Here is a 22,666-nt window from a genome sequence, read left to right on the forward strand (position 1 = left end):
TATTAGCCCAAATGTTGTTTGACAAAAGCTAGTAGTTCTTTTTCTTCAAAATTTTTGGCAAATTGCAAGATTTTATTAGCAAAGGGTAGATAGTTGCCGTCTATCTGCTTGAGTCTATTGGCTTCCTGCTCAACCACTTCAATATCGCCGATCCGAGCTGCATTAAACAGCGCTACCAGCTCTGCTGATGGTGGTATCACAAGCTCACCACTCTGAACGTTTAATAAATCCGTGAAATCTGCCTGCGGTGTGTTAGCCAAATCCGCAGGGGGGTCGTATATCCATTCTATTTGTAAGTAATTTTTTAAGACTTCTAGCAATTCTTCTACTTGAATAGGCTTTGCTAAGAACTCGTTACAACCTGCTTCGTGGCTATTTTTCCGATCGAATTCAAACACGCTGGCGCTGGATGCTATCAATATTACATCCTTAAACTCTGATGATTTTCGGAAGCGCCGCGACATTTCAAATCCATCCATTACTGGCATCACTAAGTCTGTGATAATCAGATCCGGTTGAAAATTAATGGCTTTATTTAAAGCCTCTTGTCCATTACAAGCTTCCATAATATTAAAACCTAGTGGTTCTAAAAAACTTCTAATAAAGCCTCGATTTTCAAATCGATCGTCTACTAACAAAATTCTATTTTTATCGCCTTTAAAACCTGTTAAATTAATAGAAGTATTTAGCGAAGGTTGCTCAATAAATTCAGATGATTGAGTCAACTCTAAATCAAAGTAAAAAATGCTACCTTGACCGAGTATACTTTCGACGTGTATTTCGCCTCCCATCATTTGAACAATTTTCTGTGCGATCGCTAATCCCAACCCAGTGCCTTCTGCCTTCTGCTGGCTATTTCCGACTTGTTCAAACGGTAAGAATATTTTTTCTAACTGTTCTGGTGCCATTCCAATCCCCGTATCTTGGATATGGAAACGAATTTTAGTAAGTTGTGATTGGTCAGATTCTTCCCCCGTACCTATTACGCCTACCTTAAAAATAACACCTCCTTTTTCGGTAAATTTAATAGCATTGCCCAAAAGGTTAAGTAAAACTTGGCGCAGTCGTTTTTCATCAGCACTTACAGCGTTAGGAAGTTGATTTAATACTTGATAACTAAATGTAATTTCTTTTTGTTCAGCTCGGATGCAGCACATTTCCACAACCCCGATCAAAAAAGAAGAAAAATTAAAATTTGAACTGTAAAGTTCCATTTTACGGGCTTCAATTTTAGAAAGATCTAAAATATCGTTAATCAGCGTGAGTAAGTGGGAACCACACTGGTGAATAATGTGGATAGCATCTTTTTGTTTAAGAGTGGTAGTTTTATCGCGCTCCATAATTTGAGAGTATCCTAGAATTCCGTTCAGGGGTGTGCGAAGTTCATGGCTCATGTTGGCGAGGAATTCGCTCTTGGCATGGTTAGCAGTATCAGCGGCAATTTTTGCCTCTTTTAGCTCACTTGTTCGTTCTTCTACTCGATTTTCTAGCTCGGAGTTGGTCTTTTCTAAAGCAGCAAAAGACTCGCGCAATTGCTGCGCCATTTGGTTAAAAGATTGAGCGAGAATTCCCAGTTCATCTATGCCATTTACGTCTACTTTTTGGTTTAATTGACCGCTAGCGATCGCTCTACTCGCTTTACTCAAAAGAAAAATAGGATGGGTAATCCAGCGGGAAGCGAGGATTCCTAACAACGTCGCTAGCACTAACGCTAAAACGCAGAGTAGGATAGTGCTACGGGTATTGGCATTGATTTCCTCCATAAAGTCGGCTTCTGGAACGACTACAACAATCAGCCAATCAAGACCTTTACCATCTTGGAATGGGGATACTTGCACGAATTCCCGCTGACCATCTAGCATAAAGTCTAGTTGCTGGTTGCTGTCAATTTTGGTAAAGTTACCAAAGCGTTCTATTAAATGTTGCGCTGTACCCTGGATCAAAGGTATGCTGCTTTCAATCGCTTTTAATCTTTGCGTTTCTTGGCGATTCTTGCTCTTGATAAATGGCTTCTCGGCGGTGGAAGAAGCCACTAGCAATCCCGATCGTTCGATGATGAAAGTCTTTCCCGATTTACCAATTTTTAAAGTTTGGAGAAAGTCGCCGATTTTTGAGAGAAACAGATCGGTACTTACAACTCCTCGAAAAGTGCCATTTTGGTCGTAAACAGGTTGGCTAGCGGAGATTCCTAGGCTGGGTTGAATATAATATTGATAAATTTTATTCCATTGGGGTTTACCTGCAACTTTGGCGGCTTTATACCAGGGTCGGATGCGGGGATCGTAGTCGGGGTGGGTTTCCTTAAACTGAGTCGGGTTGCCCTCTCTATCGGCCCTGATGATCGTATTGAGAAAATTAGTAGAGCGATCGGTTATTTCAATAACCACACTGCCATCATCCTTATATCCAGCACCCGCATATTCTTTTCTTTCCCCGCCAAAACTGATGTAACTAACGGTGGGAAATTGCTTGAGCTGCCAGTAGAAGTAGCTTCTCATAGAACTCATATTGTCTGGATTCCACAACCCAAAGCGGCCAATGGCATCAACGCTGATGGCATTGACCAAATGGGGCGTTTCCAAATAAGTGTTTAGTTGTTGATTGATGCGGGCGAGTACCTCAGTTCGTAATTGGCTAGTAACGTTGTTGACGGCAGTTTTGCCGTTGCGTAGCGAGAGCCAACCTGTCAGTCCTACAGCGAGAAAGATTTGCAGCACGAATGGTACGACTAAGACGAGGCGCAGCGGGATTTTTTGAGGGCTTTTTGCAAGTTCATTCTTACTTGCGATTAGTGTCATGGCGGAGTCATTTTAGTATTGGGATTATTTCAATAACAACAGTTGCTCACCCTTGGTCATTTAAAGTCAGCTATAGGGAAATTATTGATTTCGTCTCTCTTGAACGCCAATTGGTTTAATGATATCTTATTGTTGAATAACCTGGCTGAAAGGAGTGGCTAATACTGATACAGTTGGCAAATTTATGAAAAAAAACGGATCCCCATTTGAGACGAAATCTCCATAAATGTCAAATGCTATATTCTGCTTGGGCTTGCAGTGTAAGCCTACCTGCATATTTCATCGATATTGAGTACACCTTCATTCACTTGTAGGTCTTGACCTCAATACTAATTGATCTAAGCATACAACTATAGTCAGGACTTACGAAATATAGGGTCTGAAAACCAGCTTGCCCGTGCTGCCCTTAAAAAGGGGGGGACCGCTTCAAAAAACGGGGCACTTGAAAGCCCTCTTGGAAAAAGGGTTTCGGAGTTCTATGCGTAAGTCCTAAGCTTACGCCAGCTAAATTGCGCTTCTTTTTTCAACGAGTTCTCTGACCCGTCCCACAAGGATTCTCAAATAGAGGAAATGGGAACCTAGATGCACAATAACTTAATAGTTTATCCTGCATAGTGCCTAAAGCAAAGCTGCGTCAAGGTTTTGAGTTGATTGACCAAGCGAAAAGATATTCGCAGGCGTGAGTTAATAAAAGAGAGTGGCGAGCTCCCTTGAATCAGGTTCAAGGCGAGCTTGGAGGATCTTATGAGTCAATAAGCCTGTCAATAATCCCCTATCTTTTTTGAGGTTCAGGGGCTTTAATGCTTTTACCATCAAGGTTTCACAGGCGTTGTCACCCCGCCAAGTATTTTTACTTACTACTGTCTCGGACGATCGACTTCGCTGCGCTCTTCCAGTGTATGCTGCCTGTTGGGATGTGTTGTATTCAGGAACTTTAGTCCTTAGTAACTAACAGCTTTAAGAAAAGACAGAAATCATTATTACAAACTTAATTGCACAATCAATTTCTATTGAATAGCTTGCCTGAATTCCCGCATTGCCTGAAGGTGATTTTCAATATGGATACACCGGGTCAATAATACAATATCTAAGTCGGGCAGAACTTGAGAGCGATCGACCTCTGCATATCCATCAGCCCCCAAGGAATACATACGAAGTGCGCCATTTTCCCAAAACCAAACTTCAGGAATTTCCAGGCGTTTGTAAGCTTCCAACTTGTTAATACCGCCGCTAATCACCACCACTACCACTTCTACCGCCAAATCGGGAAGTTCTCGGTTAGAACCCAATTCGTAAGACAAATCTGCTTCTGGCTTCACCCTTCCAGTTTCACTTTCAAGCGTCACCGAACCAGTTGGCGTAAAGTCAATCCCTGCATATTCCAAATAGAGATCCACCAGCGTTGAAATCCGCTGTTTGGCAGTTTCGTGTTTTCTTCCAGGTATACGTCTAATCTCAAATACCCCATCTAAAAACGACAGCCTCACCCCCTGACGCGAGAGCAACTGTTCAACAGCCTTAAACTCTCTCCAACTCAGCTCGTCAATTAAGATAGGTTCATCGAGCTCTTCTAACTTTTCTAAAGTTGTCGTCATCCCAACCCCTCCTTACTCAATCCAATCTTAATTATATCTGCGTTCCTCTGCGTTCATCTGCCAACATCTGCGGTTGCAATCCCATCTACTGTCCCAAAGTTCCCTTGTACTCGTCCGGTACAAATTCCGTAACCACTTGGCCGCCGCCACCGTCGCCTTTGACAATCACAGTTTGATTTTTCAACTCTCCCGCCGCCCTCGGCCCAGTTAAATTAAACACCGGATTTAGTTGCTTGTAAACGACATTTCCTTCGGCGTCAAAAGTCTGATTAGTTAAATACCACGTTACGCGATCGGTATTTAATTGAGCTTGACGTTTTTCCCCAATTCCTACCACATTCCCAGTCAAATAAAAGATTTTTTTCTCTAAATCTCCCCGCCCCGTATCCCCAGTCATCGTCACCTTTTCCACGCGGTGAAAAACCTTCACAGGCCCAGGCGATACCACAGATTGCGCGGGAAAATTCCAACTCATCAAACTGCTTTCTATTTGCAGCGGCGGGTCTGATGGCATCAATTGAGCGTTTTTTGTCAGCGTCGCAATCTTGGTTTTTAAGTCTACATCTACTTGGTCGGCAAAACCGCTGTCTGTTACTATTTTATCTTTGTATCTGTCAATTTGAGTCGGTTGGTCGCTGTTTACCTTTTGTTGCTCCACAAACCACACTAAGTGCTCGGTTCGCAATTGCAAAACCGGATCTTTAACCTTCGCCACTACAGATCCGAATAACTCCATCCTCTTAGCCCTACTGAAAACCCGCGCTTCCTTCGCTGAAGCAGTTACCTGTTTGTTCTCTCCAGTCAAATTGTTACGGACAACTAGAACATCTTCTTTCGGCCGCCACTCCAACTCATTTCCGCGCAAAACTACTCCATTTTTTAGGTCTGTAGCGACTATGTTACCTTTGAGAAAAACCTGATTTCCTTCCTGAAATACCTGCCCGGTCTCTCCCTGAATGTCGTAAATTTCTTTGCCGTCCTGAAACAATTTGCCCACAGGTTTCTGAACGTTAACTATCTTTTTGTCTTTGCTGTAAACGGCATTTTGCGAGTTTACTTTCCAGAACGTCTCGCCCTTTTCGTTTGCTTGTTCTAGAGTTACTTTGTTTAAAGTTAAAGTGCTGTTTGACTCTTGAGCAGTTTGGAGATCCTCAGCTAATTTATTCTTTTGAGTCTCTTGCGGAACCGCACAAGCGTTAATCCCCAAAATCAGTGCGACTAAAAATAGCAGCCTCAATTTTGGGGATTTGAGATTGGGATTTGGGGATGTGAGATTAATCATTGGGAATTGGGAATTGGTAATCGTTAATTTGTAATTGATAATTTGGTAGTGAAAAACACTTAATTAAAAATTAAAAATGTCTTATGCTTTGTCTAAATTTTTAACTTCTAATTCTCCAGAATTCAACCCATTAACCATCACCTATTAACCCTTACCAATTACCCCTTACAAAATCCCTATCTGTCGTCGTGTTCCTCCATCAAGCTCAGACCCGATAAAGGGCGGTAAGCATAATTAGGGCGCGATGTTTTTTGGATGTCGTCCTTAATCATTTCCAAATCGATATAGCGATCGGCTACATTAATCAAACTGTCACTCGTCATCGATCGCAAACTCACCACTTCAACCCGCACGCCGCGATAGCTCACAGCGTCTACAGCATAAGCCAAATCGCCGTCACCGCTGACCAGAACCGCCGTGTCGTAAGACCCCACTAAAGCCATCATATCCACAGCGATTTCTACATCCAAATTCGCCTTCTTAGAACCATCTGGCAACTGTACCAAATCCTTAGAAATCACGCGGTAGCCGTTGCGGCGCATCCATAGCAAAAACCCCTGCTGTTTCTCGTTAGTGCGATCGACACCCGTGTAGAAGAAAGAGCGCAGCAGCCGTGAACCCGCAGTTAAACGGCACAGCAGCTTAGTGTAATCAATCTCAATTCCTAACTGCAAAGCCGCGTAAAAAAGGTTAGAACCGTCAATAAAAATTGCTACTCGACCGCGATTTTCTAGAACCTGTTCCGGCGTAAAAAGGTCGTTGCTTTCTATTCTATTCAACATGATTGTTATGCCTCAATTTTTATGAAAGATTGGTAAGGAAATAACTGCTAATTCGTAGTCTGTCATAACACCCAGAGCGCTGGCTGCCAACTATGAAGGTACTGTTTACAGCAGTTCGAGCCGCTTAAAAACAGGTTGGGGTTCCCCCAGAGTTTGGTTTGCAGGCAAAGCGCCCCAGGCAGCATGAGCTGCAAAATTCGCTAAACTGTTAACTGTAACTCGATCGTTAAAGTCAATTGAAAAACCTAGCTGCTGATAGATAGCGTTGCTGATATTCGGAATAATCGGCGATAAAAGGTAAGATGCTAGTCTAACAGATTCCAGAACAGAATATAGCACTTGTTCGACACTTTCGATCTGTCCCTGCTTGTACAAACTCCAAGGTGCTTGCACGTCAATAAATTTGTTCCCGGCTCGAACTAATGCAAGCACGGCTTCGGAAGCCTTGCTAAAAGCTAACTCTTCGTAAAAACTCGCTACTTGCTCGCCCAAATCCAGGCTCATAGCCTTGAGAAGGTTGTCGCCGTCAATATTTTCTGCCAACACCTTCGGTACGGAGCCACCGCAATATTTGCGAGCCATGTTTAGGGTACGATTAAGCAAATTTCCCAAATCATTTGCTAGCTCAGCATTCAATATATTGATAAACCGAGTTTCGTTAAAATCGCCGTCCTCTCCGAACTCAATTTCTTTGAGAAAATAGTAACGCACTGCATCAGCGCCGTATTTGTTGACCAATTCGACAGGGTTTAAAGTATTACCCTCTGTTTTCCCCATTTTTTTGCCGTCTTTGGTCAAAAACCCGTGTGCGAAGACGCGACCCGGCATCGGCAGATTTGCTGACATCAGCATTGCCGGCCAGTAAACTGCATGGAAGCGAAGAATATCTTTGCCGATCAAGTGCAAGTCAATCGGCCACCATTTAGATAAAGCATTCTCCAAAATCGGGTCGCTGTCCGGATCTAGCAAGGCGGTGACGTATCCCAGCAAAGCGTCAAACCAGACGTAGATGCTGTGACTGGGGTCAACTGGCATTGGCAGACCCCATTCGAGATTCACTCTAGAAATCGAAAAGTCTTGCAGTCCAGAGTTGACGAAACTGAGCACTTCGTTGCGTCGGCTTTCCGGCGCGATGAAGTCGGGACGTTCTGCGTACAAGGCCAGCAGTTGGTCTTGATACCGGGACAGACGGAAAAAGTAATTTTCCTCGTCGCGCCACTCAACTTCCTTGCTGGTGTGGACGGAGCACCGATTTCCCGGCAACAATTCCCGTTCATCCTTGAATTCTTCACAGGAGACGCAGTACCACCCTTGTTGCTGGTTCAAGTAGATGTCGCCGGAGTTCCAGACGCGCTGGAAAAATTCTTTGACAATGTACTCGTGACGCCGCGAAGTTGTACGGATGAAGCGATCGTACTGGATGTCGAGTTGCTCCCACAGCGCCTCAAACGCCGGAACCACTGAATCGCAGTGAGCTTGGGGCGATCGTCCCAAACTCTCGGCTGTGCGCTGAATTTTCTGTCCGTGTTCGTCCGTCCCCGTCACCAGCAAAACAGATTTGCCCCGCAGCCGCTCAAATCGGGCTAGGGCATCCGCAGCCATAGTCGTATAAGCGCTGCCAACGTGAGGTAAATCGTTTACATAATACAGAGGCGTTGTTATCGCAAAGGTATTCTTAGTTTTATCAGTCGATTTCATTGAATGTTAAAAGAAAATTCCCTAAATTTCGTTTCGATCTTAACTCAGCGGTTAAATTTTTTATGGAGTGGCAATTAAGCCAAACTTACTGCAAGTTATGTGCAGTTGTCTAACCCGGGCTATTCCCCAAAGAAATATTGCTTTCATCTCCACACTAATCTTTTTTAGTTGTTTTTGACAAACTCTCTAAAATGTCTTAATATTTTGACATTCTGCTACCTTGGGAAGCGACGAGCGCGAGGTTCGCGCCTCCTCAATTTATTTGTCGCAGCCGCTATCCCTAGAGCGAGCGATCTCCCACCAGGATTGCAACATAACTCATCAGTTCGGCTGCTAAACCTGCCATTTGACTAACACTCCGCGACCACTTTCTGTAAATGCGCGATCGCTCGCCATCGCAATCTTTTTCTCCCAATCGCCGGAAAGTCGCTTCCCCCTAACTTCTGCCACTTTCCTAGCGGCTCATGGACGGAGAAACAGGGTTGTTTACGAAACTCTCTTGTCAAGCGCGAAGCTTTAGTTTCTTACCCCAAAAAGAGTATCAAACCTACATTCTGCACCCTCAACTGTCACTATCGGTTTTTACTTATTTTGATCCACCAATAAAACTATAAATCATACTATAATACCGTATATTGACGGATAAATCACTTTTTAAAGGCATAATTTGTTACTCTGAAGATATAGTTTTCTGCGTAATTATGCTTATAAGACCCCAGGGTGTGGAATGTAGGATAAAAGCCTAGGTTTTTTGTCACCAAACCCTGTTTTTAAAGGTTGTGAGTACATTTACAGACAATAAAACCCCAAGCCAGTTAAGCTTAGGGCTATCAAATTAGGGTGCATCTAACAAGGGATGATCCGAGCGCCCTCGATCGCCATCAGGAAAACTAACTCGATTTCCGCCAATAGCTTCGGACAAATAATCGGCCGCAGCTTCCACCACCGCGATCGCATTTTCGTAAACCATCCGCGTCGGCCCCAAAACCCCAACACTACCCACCGGCACTGATCCCCGGCGGTAAGTCGAAGAAATCAGAGTACAGCCACGAATTGGTTCCAAGGAATTTTCCGAGCCAATACGCACCGTTACCCGCTTCCCTGGCGTGTCCAACTCCGGCGATTCAAAAATCAAAGGCCACAGCAGTTCCTGCTCTTGTTCGAGCAATTGCACCAGGGTTTGAACTTGCTGCAACTGCGAAAACTCAGGCAAGCGCAGCGCTTCTGCCAGACCGCCGATCAGAATCCGCGTGTAGGTTGGATGGCTTTGGCGGCTGCTCAAAGCAGTCAGCATGGTTCCCATCCACTCAGCGTACAGCTCAAATTCCCGGTCTAACTCGCTCCAGTCTACAGCCGAGAGTTCCGAGAGCGATCGTCCCCGCAACTTGGTGTTCAAAAAATTTGACAAAATCTGCAATTCGCGATCGACGATTTCGACATCAGGCGTGTTACCTTCTGCGTCCCTCGGCAACTGCACCAAAACCGACTGAGTTTCGTAGGCATCCGTCACCACGATCAGCATCACCTTTCCCGGCTCTAGCTGCACCAGTTGCAAGTGGCGCAAGCAAGCCATATTGGTTTGCGGTATGGTGATCATTGCTATGTAACCGCTGATAGTTGCCAGGATTTGAGCAGCGCCACGGAGTGCCGCGTCCATGCGACCATCCGACCAATTGAGTTGGTCTAGTACCTGTTCCACCTTGCGGGCCAGCGTATCAGACGGCTGAATCAACTGGTCTACGTAAATTCGGTAGCCGGAGTCAGAGGGGACTCGTCCTGCCGAAGTGTGGGGCTGATAAAGCAGTCCAGCTTTTTCAAGAGTCCCCATCGCATTGCGAATGGTAGCTGGGCTGACGCTGAGGTTGAATTCGTCAGCCAAAGCTTTTGAGCCAACGGGTTCCGCTGTAGCTATGTAGTGGCGAACCGTTGCCCAAAGGATGTATTGTTGCCGATCGGTGAGGTTAACGCGCACAGATATTTAAGCAGAATTAGAATTTAGAGTTGAAAGCCACTATTTAATTGAAACGTCTGTCCGAAGAGGGCGATCGGGCAGACTTATCTATTTAACATAACAGATTTTAGATTAAGGAAGAAGTCAGTTGTTATTGGTTATTGGTTATTGGTTATTGGTTATTTGTAAGTTTTAATGCCCCATGCCCCATGCCCCATGCCATCTAATCATGTTCTTTCAGAATATTTTGCAGATAACTAGCCACTGCATCCGGCTGTTCCACCATTGCCAAATGGCCACAATCTGCAAGCTGAAGGACATTCTCGCCACAACCTTGGAACATCCAGTGAAAGCTAGCCAAATGCAGCACGTATTTTGGTTCCATAATTTTGTCTTTAGTACCGGCAATAAAATAAACAGGTTGTTTGAGTTGGGAGACAATTTGTGGCAATAGGTGAATCTCCGCTTCTGTGGTGGAATCCAACAAAGCCCCCAAAGCTGCCTCTGGATGAGCTGCCACGAAATCTATTAAGCGCTGCCGTCCCCAGGATCTGCCGATCGAGCGGGCTACAGAATCGCGGGCAAATACGTAATCTGCTAAGGGCAAGCGAGGTAGCCAGCCGGGACGCATTGTCACTAGCTGCTTGCCGACCGCTCGAAACCGCTCGAATTCTTCCTTAAGATAGATGCCGCCCCCTGCATTGATGCAGACAACGCCTTTAACGCGCTCGGAGAATTTGCTGGCTCCCCATAGAGCGATCGTACCGCCCAGAGAGTGTCCCACCAGCCAAGCAGAAGATATATCGAGTTTTTCGAGTAAAATTTCCAAATCGCGAGCGTAAGCTACGGGAGTGTAGCAGGAATTTAGCGGTTCGGAACATGGGCGAGCGTCGCCGGAGTCCGATTGAGAGTCGCCAAACCCCCGCAAATCGTAGGTAAGGCACTGATAGTTGGGTGCCAAGCGATCGGTCAAAGGTTGCCAGTAGTGGCGGCTTAACAGCCAGCCGTGGACAAATACCAGAACCGGGGAAGTTGCAGTCGGAGCCGTCAAATCGTAAGCGTGCCGAACCCCTAGGATGTCGATGGTTGCCATAATTTTATCCTATCCCGAAATCAACACAGAGGTATCAGTAGTTCGATCGGGCGATCGGCTTGGTTTAACTTTCTCCACACTAAGGTTTTGACCAAAAACCAGGTGTTCACGCCTAGTCAGTGGTATCCCTAAAATCGCTCGCCTAGCAATCTTTGTCGCACCCCCTCAGCGATTTTCTGCCCCAGATACTCAGGAATTAAACTTTCATTGGGTCCCAACAAGTAGAGAATCAGGCGAGTTCGCCCCCGCCAAACCAACAAATTAGCATTTACTACCAACAAATCCTCTTGCCATATGGCATACATAACTTTGTAAAAAAGTCCAGGTTGATTATCTGCTTCAATCAGCAAAGCTGGCAAGTGGAAAACCGGATCGACGTAGAATTCAGTTGCCACATCTTCCAAACCCGCGTCTAAATTAAATTCCACCGCCAACATCTCTTCAACCTCAAAATGTCCCGCCAATGCCTCTCGAACGGCTCTACAGACATTTTCTGCTGTTTTATCTGCCAGTACCTTGCCACCGCGAGATACTACCAATTTGATAAATACCAGCATGGGCGGGTAAATTTGACCGTACAAACTCAGACTGTGAATTGTCAGTCCGTAGGCCGCGAGCACTCCAAAAATATCGCTCAGTAGAAAAGATTGGTTCCGGTAAGCAAAATGCAGCGCACTTTTATTACCTTCGGCTCGGATTTCGATGACTGCTTGCCGAGTTTTGTAAAGTTGGTAAGCTAATTTGAGGTTTTGCAGTTGGATTTCACTGCTGACAAATTGCTCATAAAACTGCGGAAACGCTCGGTTAAAGCGCTTGAGAAGTTCTAGTGTAGATGGTTTTAAACCCGAAGCCATAATTGAGGAGAAGGTGCGGGAAATATAATAGGTATGGACTCTTCCATGCCTTATGGCAATGGGATTTTCGATTCGACGATTCGACTTAAATTGTGCCCGTCTCCTCACTAAAAGCAAAAGTCAAATCTGTCAGAGAACTTATCACGAGAATGTCACCGTTGCGCCATTCCAGTGGTATTTCCCACCAAGGGTATAAGTTCCGGCGCGATCGGCGGCACTCAAAAGAAGCATTTCCCAAAATGCCTCTGTCCTGGTTCGGCAACAAATTTTACCTTAAAAGCGGGTTGTCCGGGCACTGGCTAGCAGAACAGTTCTACCAAACTTGACAGAATCAAAAAAGCGCAGACTCAATGTTGGACGACAAATCCCTGTTTTCGGCGTAAGATGAGTGTACCGTAAACTGTTCCTCAAGAGGCTACCGGCAATTGATCCTACGCCGATTGGAGTGGGTTTATCTGTCTGGTTCTCTTTCTCGTCGTCCAACTTCTACTACCTTAACCGCGCCTGCATGGGTTTTTGGAAAAACTTATTTAGTAGTTCTGAGTCTGCCTCTGTACCCCAAACAGCGGATTTTGAGGAAGATGTGGCTGTTGGGTTAGGCGATCCGCTTTCCCCAACGTTTCGCAAACCCGCCAGCGGCAACGCTCGCATCTTTTTCAGTTGCGATCGGGACATTGACCTCTACGAACTCGAAGAACTTTGTAATGCAGTGGGTTGGTCCCGCCGTCCCCTGCGTAAAGTCAAAAAAGCTATTCAGCACAGCTTCCTAGTCGTCTCTATGTGGGAGATGCGGGGCAGCCAGCGACGGCTGGTGGGTTTCGCCAGAGCGACTTCAGACCATGCTTTTAATGCCACGCTTTGGGATGTGGTAGTTCATCCTGACTACCAGGGCAAAGGCATGGGCAAGGCGCTGATGAAATACATCATTAAAAAACTCCGCAGTGAAGATATCAGCAACATTACCTTATTTGCTGACCCTCAAGTGGTGGATTTTTACCGCAATTTGGGCTTTATGTCCGATCCAGAGGGGATTAAAGGTATGTTTTGGTATCCAGATTAGCAAGCAAGGTGCAGGTCGGCGTTGATTTGTTGAGGATATACAATACAATATTGACGCTGCCAACACCGAATGCACCTGTGCGGTGCGGTCAGTGAGACGTGGATGTATCTCGGCATCAGGGCCGTTATGAAGCTGTGCAAGTATTGTCAGTCGATTTGAGCAGAGCACGATAGGAGCTAGGGGGTGGTATGGGTTTTTGGGTGGGAGCAAACCGCACAACCTAAAAAAAACTTCGCCTTAGCTGCATCGAGAACTAAATATTTAATAAAGCTTGACAAGCAAGCGGTTTTGTGTGTTAATGGTTAGAGGTTAGCTAACTATAACACCGGGATGTAGCGCAGCTTGGTAGCGCGCCTGCTTTGGGAGCAGGATGTCGCAGGTTCAAATCCTGTCATCCCGATCGCACAATGTTAAATAATAGATTGAAGCAGAACTGTCTCTGATGTTTACATTTCGTCAAAATGAAAACAAATTGAGGCAGTTTTTGCCGATCGTGTTAAGTCGCCAGTCTTTGCGTTAATGTGTTTCAGGATCGCTCCTGATGGAAAAAACATGAAATCATTAGTTCGTTTGGGCGCAATATTGGGAATTGTCGGCTGCACTCTGCTGGGCCCCTCCCCAATTGGCAAGATGTCTGCACTGGCACTGCCGGAGCCGCAAATTTTGGAAAAATTGCGATCAGTGCCGGTATTTACGATTACAGACGCTCAGGGTGCGCCCCTCGTCGCTTCTGTTCCCAAGCAGGGTCAGGGTCAAACTGGTAATGCTTCCGTGGCGGGAATTTTCATCAGCCAGAAAGATGCTCAAGCTTTTGTCGATCAACTGAAAACCAGAAATCCTCAGTTGGCGGCCACGGTGCGCGTGATGCCGGTGTCGCTGGGGGAAATTTATCAGATCACTCAAGCAAATAAAGGCAAGCCGGAGGAAGTACAATTTGCTTTCGTTCCGGCTCCGCAGCAGGTGCAGTCGGCTAAAACTGTACTTCAGCAGACTGGTCAACAAGTTAATGAGTTCAACGGTGTACCTCTGTTTTTGGCTAGAGGCGGCGCAGAAAATGGTTATTTGACGATTCAGCGAGGCCAGCAAGAGGTGATTCCCTTGTTTTTTAACAAGGAGGATTTACAGGGCATGGTCGATCGTTTTAAGCAGCAGCAGCCGAACGTGACTGCCACAATTAAGATTGAGGTGGTGAACTTGGAGAGCGTTTTGGAAGCTTTGCGTACTGAGAACGACCCGTTTTTGACCCAAATGATTTTGATTCCGTCGCGGGAGTCGCTGGAATTTGTGCGATCGCTCCAACCTGCTGGTGCGGGCCAAAATCCACAGGTTTCTCCGGCTCCAGCTCGGCCGGCTCCAGCTCCGGCTCCAGCTCGGCCGACTCGCTAATAGTTAGTCAGCAGTCATTAGTCATCAGTCATCAGTTATTACTCATGAAATAGTAGGTTGGGTTTCTCGACTCAACCTACTATTTACTAATTACTAATTACCAGTTAGCAATTAACAATTACCCCTTCCAAAAAAGTATTATGTTTGTTTCTGGTTTAGAGCTTTGGCAGTGGGTGAATCAAGCTAAAACAGAGGCGATCGCCCATGACATTCCCCTAGCAGAAATCGACTGGCTGCTGCAAGAGCTGGCTGGTTTGGATAGGTTGGCTCTGCGTTTGGAGTCGTTTAAAGATTTGCCAAAAATTGAATTAAAGTTGTCTTTATCTGAACTTGCTCAATTGTGGCAGCGGCGCTTACAGGAACGGGTGCCGGTGCAGTATTTAACGGGAGTTGCACATTGGCGACATTTTTCGCTCAAAGTAACGCCAGCGGTGCTAATTCCCCGTCCTGAAACGGAATTGCTGATCGATTTGGCTGTAGAAGCTGTGAAAAGCCGTTTAGAAGCAGAAAATATCAATCAAAAATCTACCCCCCCCAACCCCCCCTTAGTAAGGGGGGGAGAAGATTTAAACTTCTCCCAGCTTCGGGGGGGAGAATTTGCCAAATCGCATTGGGTGGATTTGGGGACGGGCAGCGGGGCGATCGCGATCGGCTTGGCTTCTGCGTTGACAAATGCTAGGGTTTATGCGGTAGATTGCAGTTCGGAAGCTTTGGCAGTTGCTCGACTGAATGCTGAGAATTTGGGCTTTGAATCGCGAGTTAATTTTTATCAAGGTTCGTGGTGGGAACCGCTAGAATTTCTCAAAGGTCGCGTTAGCGGCATGGTGTCTAACCCGCCTTACATCCCCAGCAGCACGGTTCTGACTCTACAACCGGAAGTTTTGAGGCACGAACCTCATCTGGCCTTAGACGGCGGTTTGGACGGGTTAGATTGCATCCGGCATTTGGTAGAAACGGCTCCCGATTATTTAGAATCCGGGGGAGTTTGGTTGGTGGAGATGATGTCGGGACAGGCTGAGGCGGTAGCTGATATGCTGCAAAGTCACGGGAGTTACGGTGAAGTTCAGATATTTTCGGATTTAGCAGGAATCGATCGGTTTGCCTTAGCGTATCGACGTTAGGTTTCAAGAATATGTCGTACTTCTAAAATCTAAAATCTAAAATCTAAAATGGCATGACACAAGTTTCGATCGATGCCCTAGTTCAGGGGGCAATTTCTGGCAATCATATCGTCAGTTTTCCTACAGATACTGTACCCGCTTTGGCTGCGCGTCCCGATCGCTCGGAGTTGATTTTTGCAGCTAAACGTCGCAGTCAAGACAAACCGCTGATTTTGATGGCAGCATCGGCGAGGGCTTTGTGGCCTTACGTGCAGGGAAGTCCAGCAGAGTTAAACTTGTGGCAGCAAGTAGCCGAATCCTATTGGCCGGGGGCGTTAACTTTGGTGCTGCCGGCTTCAGCCAAAGTCCCGGCGGCTCTCAATCCCATTGATCGAACTACAATCGGAGTACGAGTGCCTGACTTTCCCCTTGCCCTCAAGATTCTAGAGCAGACAGGCCCTTTGGCTACTACCAGCGCTAATTTATCCGGCCAGCCACCTTTGGAATCGGTGGCAGAAATTGAGGCTCAGTTTCCTGAAGTCTTGACATTAGTTCCTTCGGAATTAGCAACAGCGACAACAGCTTCGAGTTTGCCTTCGACTGTGGCTAAATGGACGGGCAGCGAGTGGGAAATATTGCGACAAGGCGCGATCGAGTTAGAATGCTAAAAGCTAAACTCCAAGGCAAAGCAATATGGCGCCGATCGGCTGGAGCAACTTTATATATTTAGGTATGGGACTGGGGCTGGGTTTGGGAAGCAGTTTGATTTGGCGCCGGCGGCAAAAAAGCTCGCAACAGCCCGAACCTGCACCCAAAGTGCCGCCACCTCCTCAAGAAATTCAGTTAGAGAAGTTTGATGCTCTTTCCGACCAACTTAAGCAAACTCAATTGGCTTATCAAATGGCATCGGAGATGAGCCAATTTAAGGCGGGTTTTTTGGCTCGGACTTCTCACGAGTTGCGATCGCCCCTGAGCACTATGATTGGTACGCTGCAATTAATTCTCTCGGATTTGTGCGACGATCCTGCTGAGGAACGAGAGTTTGTCGAGCAAGCTCACGTCGCGGCACTCAAGCTGGTAAAATTGATAGATGAAATTATCTCTGTTGCTAAAACTGAACACGGCACTGACAGGATGGATATTGAGCCGATTCAGTTAGCTAAGGTTTTTGACGAGGTTGATGATTTAACTTACTTGCAAGCTGCTAATCGCGGCATTCGTTTGGAGATATTGCCGCCTGATCCGGAGATTTATGTCTTGGCAGATTTGCCGAGGTTTAGGCAAGTTTTAGTCCATTTGGTAGATACTGCTGTGGCTCAGATGGAGGAGGGGAGTATTTCTGTGTCTGCCCATGCTTCGCCGGAATCTGGATACGTTCACATTTGGGTGGATGATCAGCGTTCCGTGAGTGCTTGGAGCGAGTCTTGGGATTTGCTGAAGCACGATTTGGAGTGTGATGCTACTAAGAGCAGCGATAATTCTCAGGTGTCTTCTGGAATGAGGTTATTGATGAATCAGACTCTTTTAAGTTTGATGAGCGGAAAGTTGGAGGTTCTGGCTGTGCCTTCTGAGTCCGAAGAGTGCAATTTTAACCGGACTCAGTGTTCTATTCCTTTGGCAACTTTGTGATGAAGGAAGTTCGGTCACGCGCAATGTACGGGATCTAACGGAGGTGGGGAAGATGGCAAAAAATTTAACAGATTTAAGGGAGGGCGGGAAGATGGAAAAGGGAAGATGAAACAAGGAAATTATTTATAGGGAGTAAGGTGCGCCCTGACGCACCCTACATAATTATAGATTTTGGTGCCAATCTTGTGATTATTTAACAATTAGCAGTTAGCAATTCGCCGTTGCTAATTTCTAATTCGAGATTCTCTTCTAGAAGCTGATTTTCAAGTACCATGGTGGTGCTAGCGTTTTGCTGAAAACCGATGCGCTCGTAGAAGCTTTGTTTGTAAGTTGTCATCAGGTAAACTCGCTCTACTCGGCACATCCGAGGGTGACTCAAGACGGTTTGCACTAATTTACGGCCGAGTCCTGCACCTTGGTAATCCGGGTGAATGGCGACATCCCAGATGGTGGCTCGATAGATGCCATCTGAGGTGGCTCTGGCAAAGCCGATCGCCCGTGAGCCGTCCCAAACTGTAACAACTGGTTCGCTGTTGGCAATCGCAATTTCCCAATCTTCTATCTTGCGTTCCCTCGCCCAAAAGGCGGCGGCTTTAAATAGTTCTTGGATCTGTACGATGTCTGCGCGATCGCGACCTATACAAAATTGAATGTGACTGGAATCCCTAGTCGTTGATGTCATGCTCAATCTGCCTTCAAGTTGTATCTAAACTGTGTTACTTTTACTGTTTTACAGGAGTGAAAGTTGATTTTGCTTGGGAACGATCAATGGTTGAATTCCCATTTACACAACTATTTTTATTCATACATATTTTTTAACTAATTTCGGTGATTATTAATACTTTTTGGGGTAAATTTTGTAAAAAAGTCTTTGAGTCAAAATTCCCAACTTATAACTCATACCATTTGAGATTTTAGATTTCAGATTTTAGATGGGGAATGACTAATTTTTTAGGGTTTGGAGTTTGTCTACAGAGAAACCTGGTTTTTTTATAGCAATACTTCGTTACAACGGAAATGTTGCACCATTCTCAATAAGCTTTTTATGAACAGGCTTTTCGGCCTGTTCCACAAGAAAATTCACTCTTTGTGGAACAGGCCGAAAAGCCTGTTCTTGAGAATGGTGCAATATCTCAGTTACAGCCCACCGAAACTGTAAAAACCTGGTTTCGAGGCGTCGTTTATCGGTAAGCGTAAGCTATAGCTAGTGTCTTGCCTAATTGTTCAAAAATCATCTATCGAGAGAGGTGTTGACTCCACAAGAACACCCGAAGATGGTGCTGTGGAGTCAAATCTCTAATCTAAAATCGAGTGAATCAGTTTTGCAGCCAGCGGGCGGCGTCTTTGGCGTGATAAGTCAAAATCAAATCACAACCAGCACGCTTGAATCCTGTCAAAGTTTCCATCACTACTCTTTCTTCATCTATCCAACCGTTTAGGGCGGCGGCTTTCACCATCGCATATTCCCCAGAAACGTTGTAAGCAGCAACTGGCAGGTTAGTTGCTTCCTTCACGCGCCAGATGATGTCCATGTAAGCTAAAGCGGGTTTAACCATGAGCATATCTGCGCCTTCGGCAATGTCGAGAGCAATTTCTTTCAGAGCTTCGCGGCCGTTTCCGGGGTCCATTTGATAGGTGCGTCGATCGCCAAATTGCGGAGCAGACTCTGCTGCATCCCGGAATGGGCCATAATAAGCTGAGGCGTATTTTGCCGCGTAAGACATGATGGGAATATCTTCAAATCCAGCGGAGTCCAATCCTTCGCGAATTGCTCCGACAAAACCGTCCATCATTCCCGAAGGTGCGATAATATCTGCACCGGCTTTAGCTTGAGCAACAGCGGTTTTCTTCAGCAATTCTAGTGTGGGATCGTTCAATACGCGGCCGCTTAAATCTCCGACTTCCAAATAGCCACAGTGACCGTGAGTGGTATATTCGCACAGACAAGTATCGACCATGACGATTAAATCTGGTACGGCTTTTTTAACTGCTTCCGTCGCTTTTTGGACGATGCCACAATCGTGCCAAGCACCTGTTGCGTCTGTATCTTTATCTGCGGGAATGCCGAATAAAATAATCGCGGGAATGCCGAGGTCGTAGACTTCTTTTGCTTCTTCTACTATTTTGTCTACCGATAGCTGGTAAACTCCCGGCATCGATGTGACTTCTTTAGCAAAAGCTTCCCCCGGTACAGCAAATAGGGGGTAAATTAAATCGCTGGTTGTCAAGATATTTTCGCGTACCATCCGGCGGAGTTGGGGATGGTTGCGGAGGCGGCGGGGGCGGTGAGTTGGAAACATAATGTTTTTTTTACGGTAGATAAAGCCCTGTTTTTGAGGACTCGCGGCGTTTCTTTAAAAGTCTAGAGCTTATTGTTGGCCGATCGCCCTTTACATAAGTAAACTTCTGTAAAACCCGCGATGTCCATTGTTCGTAGTCAGGAATGCCAGTCCTTTCTAGCTTTTCTCGTTTGCAGACTCAGGCCTAACTGTGGTTGGATCGGTTGGTACGGATATCTCGCTGGCTTCACACCTATAACCAGGCTGCCCATTCGCGAGGATAGACTGTAAATTATAAATGTATCGAATAGTAACGGTCTTATGTACAAGCAACTAATTTCAAAGATGAAACCGCTTTTGAAATCACTATTTGCGATCGGTCTGGTACTGACGCTAGCCCTCGGTAACGCTGACGGAGCTCTGGCTGCCCGCAGCGGAGGACGCATCGGCGGCGGATCTTTTAGTGCTCCGGCGCGCAGTTACTCGTCTCCTAGTCGCACTTACGCGCCGTCGGGAGGGGGTTACTACCCGGGCGGCGGATTTGGCGGCGGCTTCGGTTTCCCCTTCTTGCTGCCGTTTTTTGGCTTTGGGGGCGGGTTTGGCGGCCTGTTCTCGATTTTGATTTTTATCTCGATTGCTAATTTCCTCGTCCAAAGCTTCCGCCGCGCCGGGGGTGGAACTGACGAACTAGGCAACAGCGCCTCCACTACCACTGTATCTGTCGCCCGCTTGCAAGTCGGTTTGCTAGCAGAGGCCCGCGGTTTGCAAGCCGAACTCGACTCCCTAGCGCTAAAAGCGGATACCGATACTGCAGCAGGTCGTGCTCAAGTGCTCCAAGAATCTACCCTGGCGCTGCTGCGGCATCCTGAATACTGGGCTTACGCGGGCGCTGACTCTGTGCAAACTCGCTTGGAAGCAGCCGAAGCTAAGTTTAATCAATTTTCTTTGGCAGAACGCAGCAAATTTACTGAAGAAACGCTCTCGAATTATAACAATCAGCTCCGGCAAGCAGGGAGCAGCAATATCCTGCCAGGTTTGCAGGAAAATGGGGCGCTGGTTGCTTCTGATTTGAATTCAGATCCTGGGGAATTTATTGTGGTGACGGTGATTGTCGGTACTCAAGGTAAATTGCAATTGCCAGTAGTGAAAAACTCTGAAGATTTGCGCCAAGCTTTGCGTCAGATTGGGGGAGTATCGAGCGAGCAGTTGCTGGCGGTTGAGGTGCTGTGGACTCCTCAAGCGAATGGGGACACTCTGACTGCTGACGATATGTTGGCCGGCTATCCTGATTTGCGATCGATTTAGTGAGCAAGACTGGGCGCGGAGTATTGTCTGCCGCGCCCCATCCCGCACCAAAGCTGGGCGGGTGAACCCAATTGCTTTTGAGACGGGAATTTCGCGGGAGGTTGGGGAGGTCGATCGAGTTAAAAAAGATTGTTTAACAAATGCTAGTATTGAGAGATTATGTTTCAGCGTGATTCATCTGCTATGGGCTAAGCCTGCCCGATATGGGTTTTGCGAAGAAGTTAGGCAGGATAAAAAAAAATGTATTAAGCGAGGGCTGCTTCGGAAGAAGTTGCGATCGCGCGTCATCTAAATTTTATATAAATAAGCAAGCAGCGATCGAGAGCTAAAACTTATGGCCGACAGCAGCAGAAAAAAAGCACTTTTTATTTTGAGCCAGTTAAATAATGACGATATCAACTGGATCGTCCAAAAAGGTAAAAAGGAAGTTCTAGATCCGGGCGGGATTTTGATCTATGAAGGGAGACAGATAGATGCGCTCTACATTGTTTTGAATGGGAGTTTGAGCGTTTTAATCGAGGCTGAGCGGACTAGAGAACTCGCTAAAATAGCCAGCGGAGAACTGGTGGGAGAAGTATCTTTCATTGATGCTCGCCCTCCTTTGGCAACGGTAAAGGCGATCGAAGAAACTCACTTGCTAGCAATTCCTAGGCGGCAGTTAGTCATCAAACTTCAAAACGATATGGGCTTTGCATCCCGGTTTTATTATGGAATTTCACTGTGTCTGGCAGACAGAATGCGCGGTACGATCCGACATATAGAATACGGTCGCAATATTGAATTAGATCAACCAGAATTTGAACGAGAGGATATCAATCCTAACGTCCTGGAAAATTTGGCGCTAGCTGAGGCTAAGTTTAATTGGCTGAGGGAAAATCTTAAACCTTAAGGAATTTTAAGGCGTTTTTAAGCTGGGTCTGAAAACTTGCCGATTGATACGGTCATTGAGAGATGTACGATGTAACTTCTCAACTCAAAAAACAGATGTGCAGAACGAAATAGGGGCGGGTCGTACCGGAAATATCGATCATCTATAATTGCCGAAACTATAAAAACCCGCCCCTGTGCTTTGCCGTTGCAACCTCGCGCGCCCAAATGCAACTACCAACTAGACAATCTAGATAATGCCCGGCCCTTTGCCGCGGGTGTCTGCATCCATTGTCAGTTTTCCTTCTTCGCCTTTTTTATCTTTGATTTCTGCGAGAATTCGAGCGCGTTCTGCAGCTTCGGCTTCTTCTTTTGCTCTCAAATCGCCCGGTTCGTTGATGTACATTTCCGGTTCGACCGCGTAATTGTTAACCAGACCTTCTTTGTCTACTGTATAACCATCTGTAGTGTGAATGCTTTCGTCATCGGTTTGGTCATCGGTTTTTGCACTTTTCTGCTTGCCTTCGGTGGTTGTGTGCATGAAGTTAGCCCCTTCCCGTTCTTGCCGCGCTGCTGTCTCAGCAGGAGTAATGCCCCTGTCATAGTGGGGGGCTTCCATATTGGCTTCGATTTGTTCGTCGGCCGGTGTTGATTTGCTAACTTCTTTTTTGGGGGGTATTGGTTGGCGATTAGTCATGATTTATTCCTGAGTTATCTTTTCAAAAAGGTCTTTGGCTTATGTTTAAATAATAAGTGTAAGCTAACTCATTAACAAACTATCTTTGGTTATAGTTTGCGAGAAATTGCTGCAATCTCCCATACATTTAGTGAGTCTTCCTCAAGACTGATAAATTTTTATTTTTATTAAAATTTTCACATTTTTATACTCTTTGACATCTATCTAAAGACAGATAATATCCTTTCAGGTCAATTACCTCTAATCAAGGGGTTTGTAGTGAGGACTTTGGTCTTCAGATTTTTATCATG

At 46.0% G+C, this 22,666-nt stretch carries 20 protein-coding genes and 1 tRNA gene; 8 read left to right on the top strand and 13 right to left on the bottom strand.

What is annotated here, in order from left to right; translation table 11 throughout:
- Positions 1-2: 2 nt before the first annotated feature.
- The 10 genes from QUA03_RS06435 to QUA03_RS06480 all read right to left on the bottom strand — a co-directional run bounded on the left by QUA03_RS06435 (position 3) and on the right by QUA03_RS06480 (position 12,315).
- Entirely contained in the window at positions 3-2,798 is a 2,796-nt protein-coding gene (locus QUA03_RS06435; protein WP_333210642.1) for an ATP-binding protein, read from the bottom strand.
- Between the two features lie 1,007 nt (positions 2,799-3,805).
- Complete coding sequence (locus tag QUA03_RS06440) at positions 3,806-4,393, bottom strand: Uma2 family endonuclease (protein ID WP_333210644.1); 588 nt, start codon at positions 4,391-4,393, stop codon at positions 3,806-3,808.
- Positions 4,394-4,478: 85 nt separating this feature from the next.
- On the bottom strand, positions 4,479-5,675 hold the full coding sequence (gene lptC / locus QUA03_RS06445; RefSeq protein ID WP_333210646.1) for an LPS export ABC transporter periplasmic protein LptC: 1,197 nt from the start codon (positions 5,673-5,675) through the stop codon (positions 4,479-4,481).
- A gap of 176 nt (positions 5,676-5,851) precedes the next feature.
- Positions 5,852-6,457 carry a LabA-like NYN domain-containing protein gene (locus tag QUA03_RS06450; RefSeq protein WP_006631885.1) on the bottom strand — a complete coding sequence of 202 codons (606 nt, stop codon included), beginning with the start codon at positions 6,455-6,457 and terminating at the stop codon, positions 5,852-5,854.
- A 105-nt stretch (positions 6,458-6,562) separates the two neighbouring features.
- On the bottom strand, positions 6,563-8,155 hold the full coding sequence (gene metG, locus QUA03_RS06455; protein ID WP_333210648.1) for a methionine--tRNA ligase: 1,593 nt from the start codon (positions 8,153-8,155) through the stop codon (positions 6,563-6,565).
- A 280-nt stretch (positions 8,156-8,435) separates the two neighbouring features.
- Positions 8,436-8,570 carry a hypothetical protein gene (locus QUA03_RS06460; RefSeq protein WP_333210650.1) on the bottom strand — a complete coding sequence of 45 codons (135 nt, stop codon included), beginning with the start codon at positions 8,568-8,570 and terminating at the stop codon, positions 8,436-8,438.
- A gap of 420 nt (positions 8,571-8,990) precedes the next feature.
- The gene (gene hrcA / locus QUA03_RS06465) at positions 8,991-10,133 is read right to left on the bottom strand and encodes a heat-inducible transcriptional repressor HrcA (RefSeq protein WP_445304765.1); all 1,143 of its coding nucleotides are present in this window, start codon (positions 10,131-10,133) and stop codon (positions 8,991-8,993) included.
- Positions 10,134-10,329: 196 nt separating this feature from the next.
- A complete protein-coding gene (locus tag QUA03_RS06470; RefSeq protein WP_333210654.1) occupies positions 10,330-11,199 on the bottom strand; it encodes an alpha/beta hydrolase in 870 nt (289 codons plus the stop codon).
- 128 nt (positions 11,200-11,327) lie between these two features.
- Positions 11,328-12,053 carry a hypothetical protein gene (locus QUA03_RS06475; protein ID WP_006631881.1) on the bottom strand — a complete coding sequence of 242 codons (726 nt, stop codon included), beginning with the start codon at positions 12,051-12,053 and terminating at the stop codon, positions 11,328-11,330.
- Positions 12,054-12,138: 85 nt separating this feature from the next.
- Positions 12,139-12,315, bottom strand: a complete 177-nt coding sequence (locus tag QUA03_RS06480; RefSeq protein WP_333210655.1) for a hypothetical protein — start codon at positions 12,313-12,315, stop codon at positions 12,139-12,141.
- 246 nt (positions 12,316-12,561) lie between these two features.
- On the opposite strand from QUA03_RS06480, the gene QUA03_RS06485 reads away from it, so the two are divergent.
- From QUA03_RS06485 to QUA03_RS06510, 6 genes are all read left to right on the top strand, one after another.
- Positions 12,562-13,113 (top strand): GNAT family N-acetyltransferase, encoded by a 552-nt coding sequence (locus QUA03_RS06485; RefSeq protein ID WP_172187348.1) that lies wholly within the window; start codon positions 12,562-12,564, stop codon positions 13,111-13,113.
- Between the two features lie 326 nt (positions 13,114-13,439).
- A tRNA-Pro gene (locus QUA03_RS06490) sits at positions 13,440-13,513 on the top strand.
- A gap of 152 nt (positions 13,514-13,665) precedes the next feature.
- Positions 13,666-14,499 carry a Tic22 family protein gene (locus QUA03_RS06495; RefSeq protein ID WP_333210657.1) on the top strand — a complete coding sequence of 278 codons (834 nt, stop codon included), beginning with the start codon at positions 13,666-13,668 and terminating at the stop codon, positions 14,497-14,499.
- A 140-nt stretch (positions 14,500-14,639) separates the two neighbouring features.
- A complete protein-coding gene (locus tag QUA03_RS06500) occupies positions 14,640-15,620 on the top strand; it encodes a HemK/PrmC family methyltransferase (protein ID WP_333210659.1) in 981 nt (326 codons plus the stop codon).
- Between the two features lie 53 nt (positions 15,621-15,673).
- On the top strand, positions 15,674-16,267 hold the full coding sequence (locus tag QUA03_RS06505; RefSeq protein ID WP_333210661.1) for an L-threonylcarbamoyladenylate synthase: 594 nt from the start codon (positions 15,674-15,676) through the stop codon (positions 16,265-16,267).
- Between the two features lie 25 nt (positions 16,268-16,292).
- Positions 16,293-17,228: a HAMP domain-containing sensor histidine kinase gene (locus tag QUA03_RS06510; protein WP_333210663.1), complete on the top strand. Its 936-nt coding sequence runs from the start codon at positions 16,293-16,295 to the stop codon at positions 17,226-17,228.
- A 193-nt stretch (positions 17,229-17,421) separates the two neighbouring features.
- Here QUA03_RS06510 and QUA03_RS06515 read toward each other — a convergent pair whose 3' ends face one another.
- Positions 17,422-17,910: a GNAT family N-acetyltransferase gene (locus tag QUA03_RS06515; RefSeq protein WP_333053288.1), complete on the bottom strand. Its 489-nt coding sequence runs from the start codon at positions 17,908-17,910 to the stop codon at positions 17,422-17,424.
- Between the two features lie 634 nt (positions 17,911-18,544).
- Positions 18,545-19,528: a porphobilinogen synthase gene (gene hemB, locus QUA03_RS06520; protein WP_333210665.1), complete on the bottom strand. Its 984-nt coding sequence runs from the start codon at positions 19,526-19,528 to the stop codon at positions 18,545-18,547.
- Between the two features lie 300 nt (positions 19,529-19,828).
- Here hemB and QUA03_RS06525 point away from each other — a divergent pair, with 300 nt between their 5' ends.
- On the top strand, positions 19,829-20,812 hold the full coding sequence (locus QUA03_RS06525; protein ID WP_333210666.1) for a DUF1517 domain-containing protein: 984 nt from the start codon (positions 19,829-19,831) through the stop codon (positions 20,810-20,812).
- 334 nt (positions 20,813-21,146) lie between these two features.
- Complete coding sequence (locus QUA03_RS06530) at positions 21,147-21,701, top strand: cyclic nucleotide-binding domain-containing protein (protein WP_333210668.1); 555 nt, start codon at positions 21,147-21,149, stop codon at positions 21,699-21,701.
- Between the two features lie 228 nt (positions 21,702-21,929).
- On the opposite strand, the gene QUA03_RS06535 is transcribed toward QUA03_RS06530, so the two are convergent.
- Entirely contained in the window at positions 21,930-22,376 is a 447-nt protein-coding gene (locus QUA03_RS06535) for a hypothetical protein (RefSeq protein WP_333080986.1), read from the bottom strand.
- Positions 22,377-22,666: the final 290 nt, after the last annotated feature.

Origin of the sequence: Microcoleus sp. S36b_A4 (assembly GCF_036700645.1) — a bacterium.
Lineage (GTDB): Bacteria > Cyanobacteriota > Cyanobacteriia > Cyanobacteriales > Microcoleaceae > Microcoleus.

What these genes read in the sequence shown, in the direction of transcription:
- QUA03_RS06435 (WP_333210642.1), bottom strand. Translation starts at nt 2,798, where the DNA reads ATGACACTAATCGCAAGTAAGAATGAACTTGCAAAAAGCCCTCAAAAA.
- QUA03_RS06440 (WP_333210644.1), bottom strand. Translation starts at nt 4,393, where the DNA reads ATGACGACAACTTTAGAAAAGTTAGAAGAGCTCGATGAACCTATCTTA.
- lptC (WP_333210646.1), bottom strand. Translation starts at nt 5,675, where the DNA reads ATGATTAATCTCACATCCCCAAATCCCAATCTCAAATCCCCAAAATTG.
- QUA03_RS06450 (WP_006631885.1), bottom strand. Translation starts at nt 6,457, where the DNA reads ATGTTGAATAGAATAGAAAGCAACGACCTTTTTACGCCGGAACAGGTT.
- metG (WP_333210648.1), bottom strand. Translation starts at nt 8,155, where the DNA reads ATGAAATCGACTGATAAAACTAAGAATACCTTTGCGATAACAACGCCT.
- QUA03_RS06470 (WP_333210654.1), bottom strand. Translation starts at nt 11,199, where the DNA reads ATGGCAACCATCGACATCCTAGGGGTTCGGCACGCTTACGATTTGACG.
- QUA03_RS06475 (WP_006631881.1), bottom strand. Translation starts at nt 12,053, where the DNA reads ATGGCTTCGGGTTTAAAACCATCTACACTAGAACTTCTCAAGCGCTTT.
- QUA03_RS06485 (WP_172187348.1), top strand. Translation starts at nt 12,562, where the DNA reads ATGGGTTTTTGGAAAAACTTATTTAGTAGTTCTGAGTCTGCCTCTGTA.
- QUA03_RS06495 (WP_333210657.1), top strand. Translation starts at nt 13,666, where the DNA reads ATGAAATCATTAGTTCGTTTGGGCGCAATATTGGGAATTGTCGGCTGC.
- QUA03_RS06500 (WP_333210659.1), top strand. Translation starts at nt 14,640, where the DNA reads ATGTTTGTTTCTGGTTTAGAGCTTTGGCAGTGGGTGAATCAAGCTAAA.
- QUA03_RS06505 (WP_333210661.1), top strand. Translation starts at nt 15,674, where the DNA reads ATGACACAAGTTTCGATCGATGCCCTAGTTCAGGGGGCAATTTCTGGC.
- QUA03_RS06510 (WP_333210663.1), top strand. Translation starts at nt 16,293, where the DNA reads ATGGCGCCGATCGGCTGGAGCAACTTTATATATTTAGGTATGGGACTG.
- QUA03_RS06515 (WP_333053288.1), bottom strand. Translation starts at nt 17,910, where the DNA reads ATGACATCAACGACTAGGGATTCCAGTCACATTCAATTTTGTATAGGT.
- hemB (WP_333210665.1), bottom strand. Translation starts at nt 19,528, where the DNA reads ATGTTTCCAACTCACCGCCCCCGCCGCCTCCGCAACCATCCCCAACTC.
- QUA03_RS06525 (WP_333210666.1), top strand. Translation starts at nt 19,829, where the DNA reads ATGTACAAGCAACTAATTTCAAAGATGAAACCGCTTTTGAAATCACTA.
- QUA03_RS06530 (WP_333210668.1), top strand. Translation starts at nt 21,147, where the DNA reads ATGGCCGACAGCAGCAGAAAAAAAGCACTTTTTATTTTGAGCCAGTTA.
- QUA03_RS06535 (WP_333080986.1), bottom strand. Translation starts at nt 22,376, where the DNA reads ATGACTAATCGCCAACCAATACCCCCCAAAAAAGAAGTTAGCAAATCA.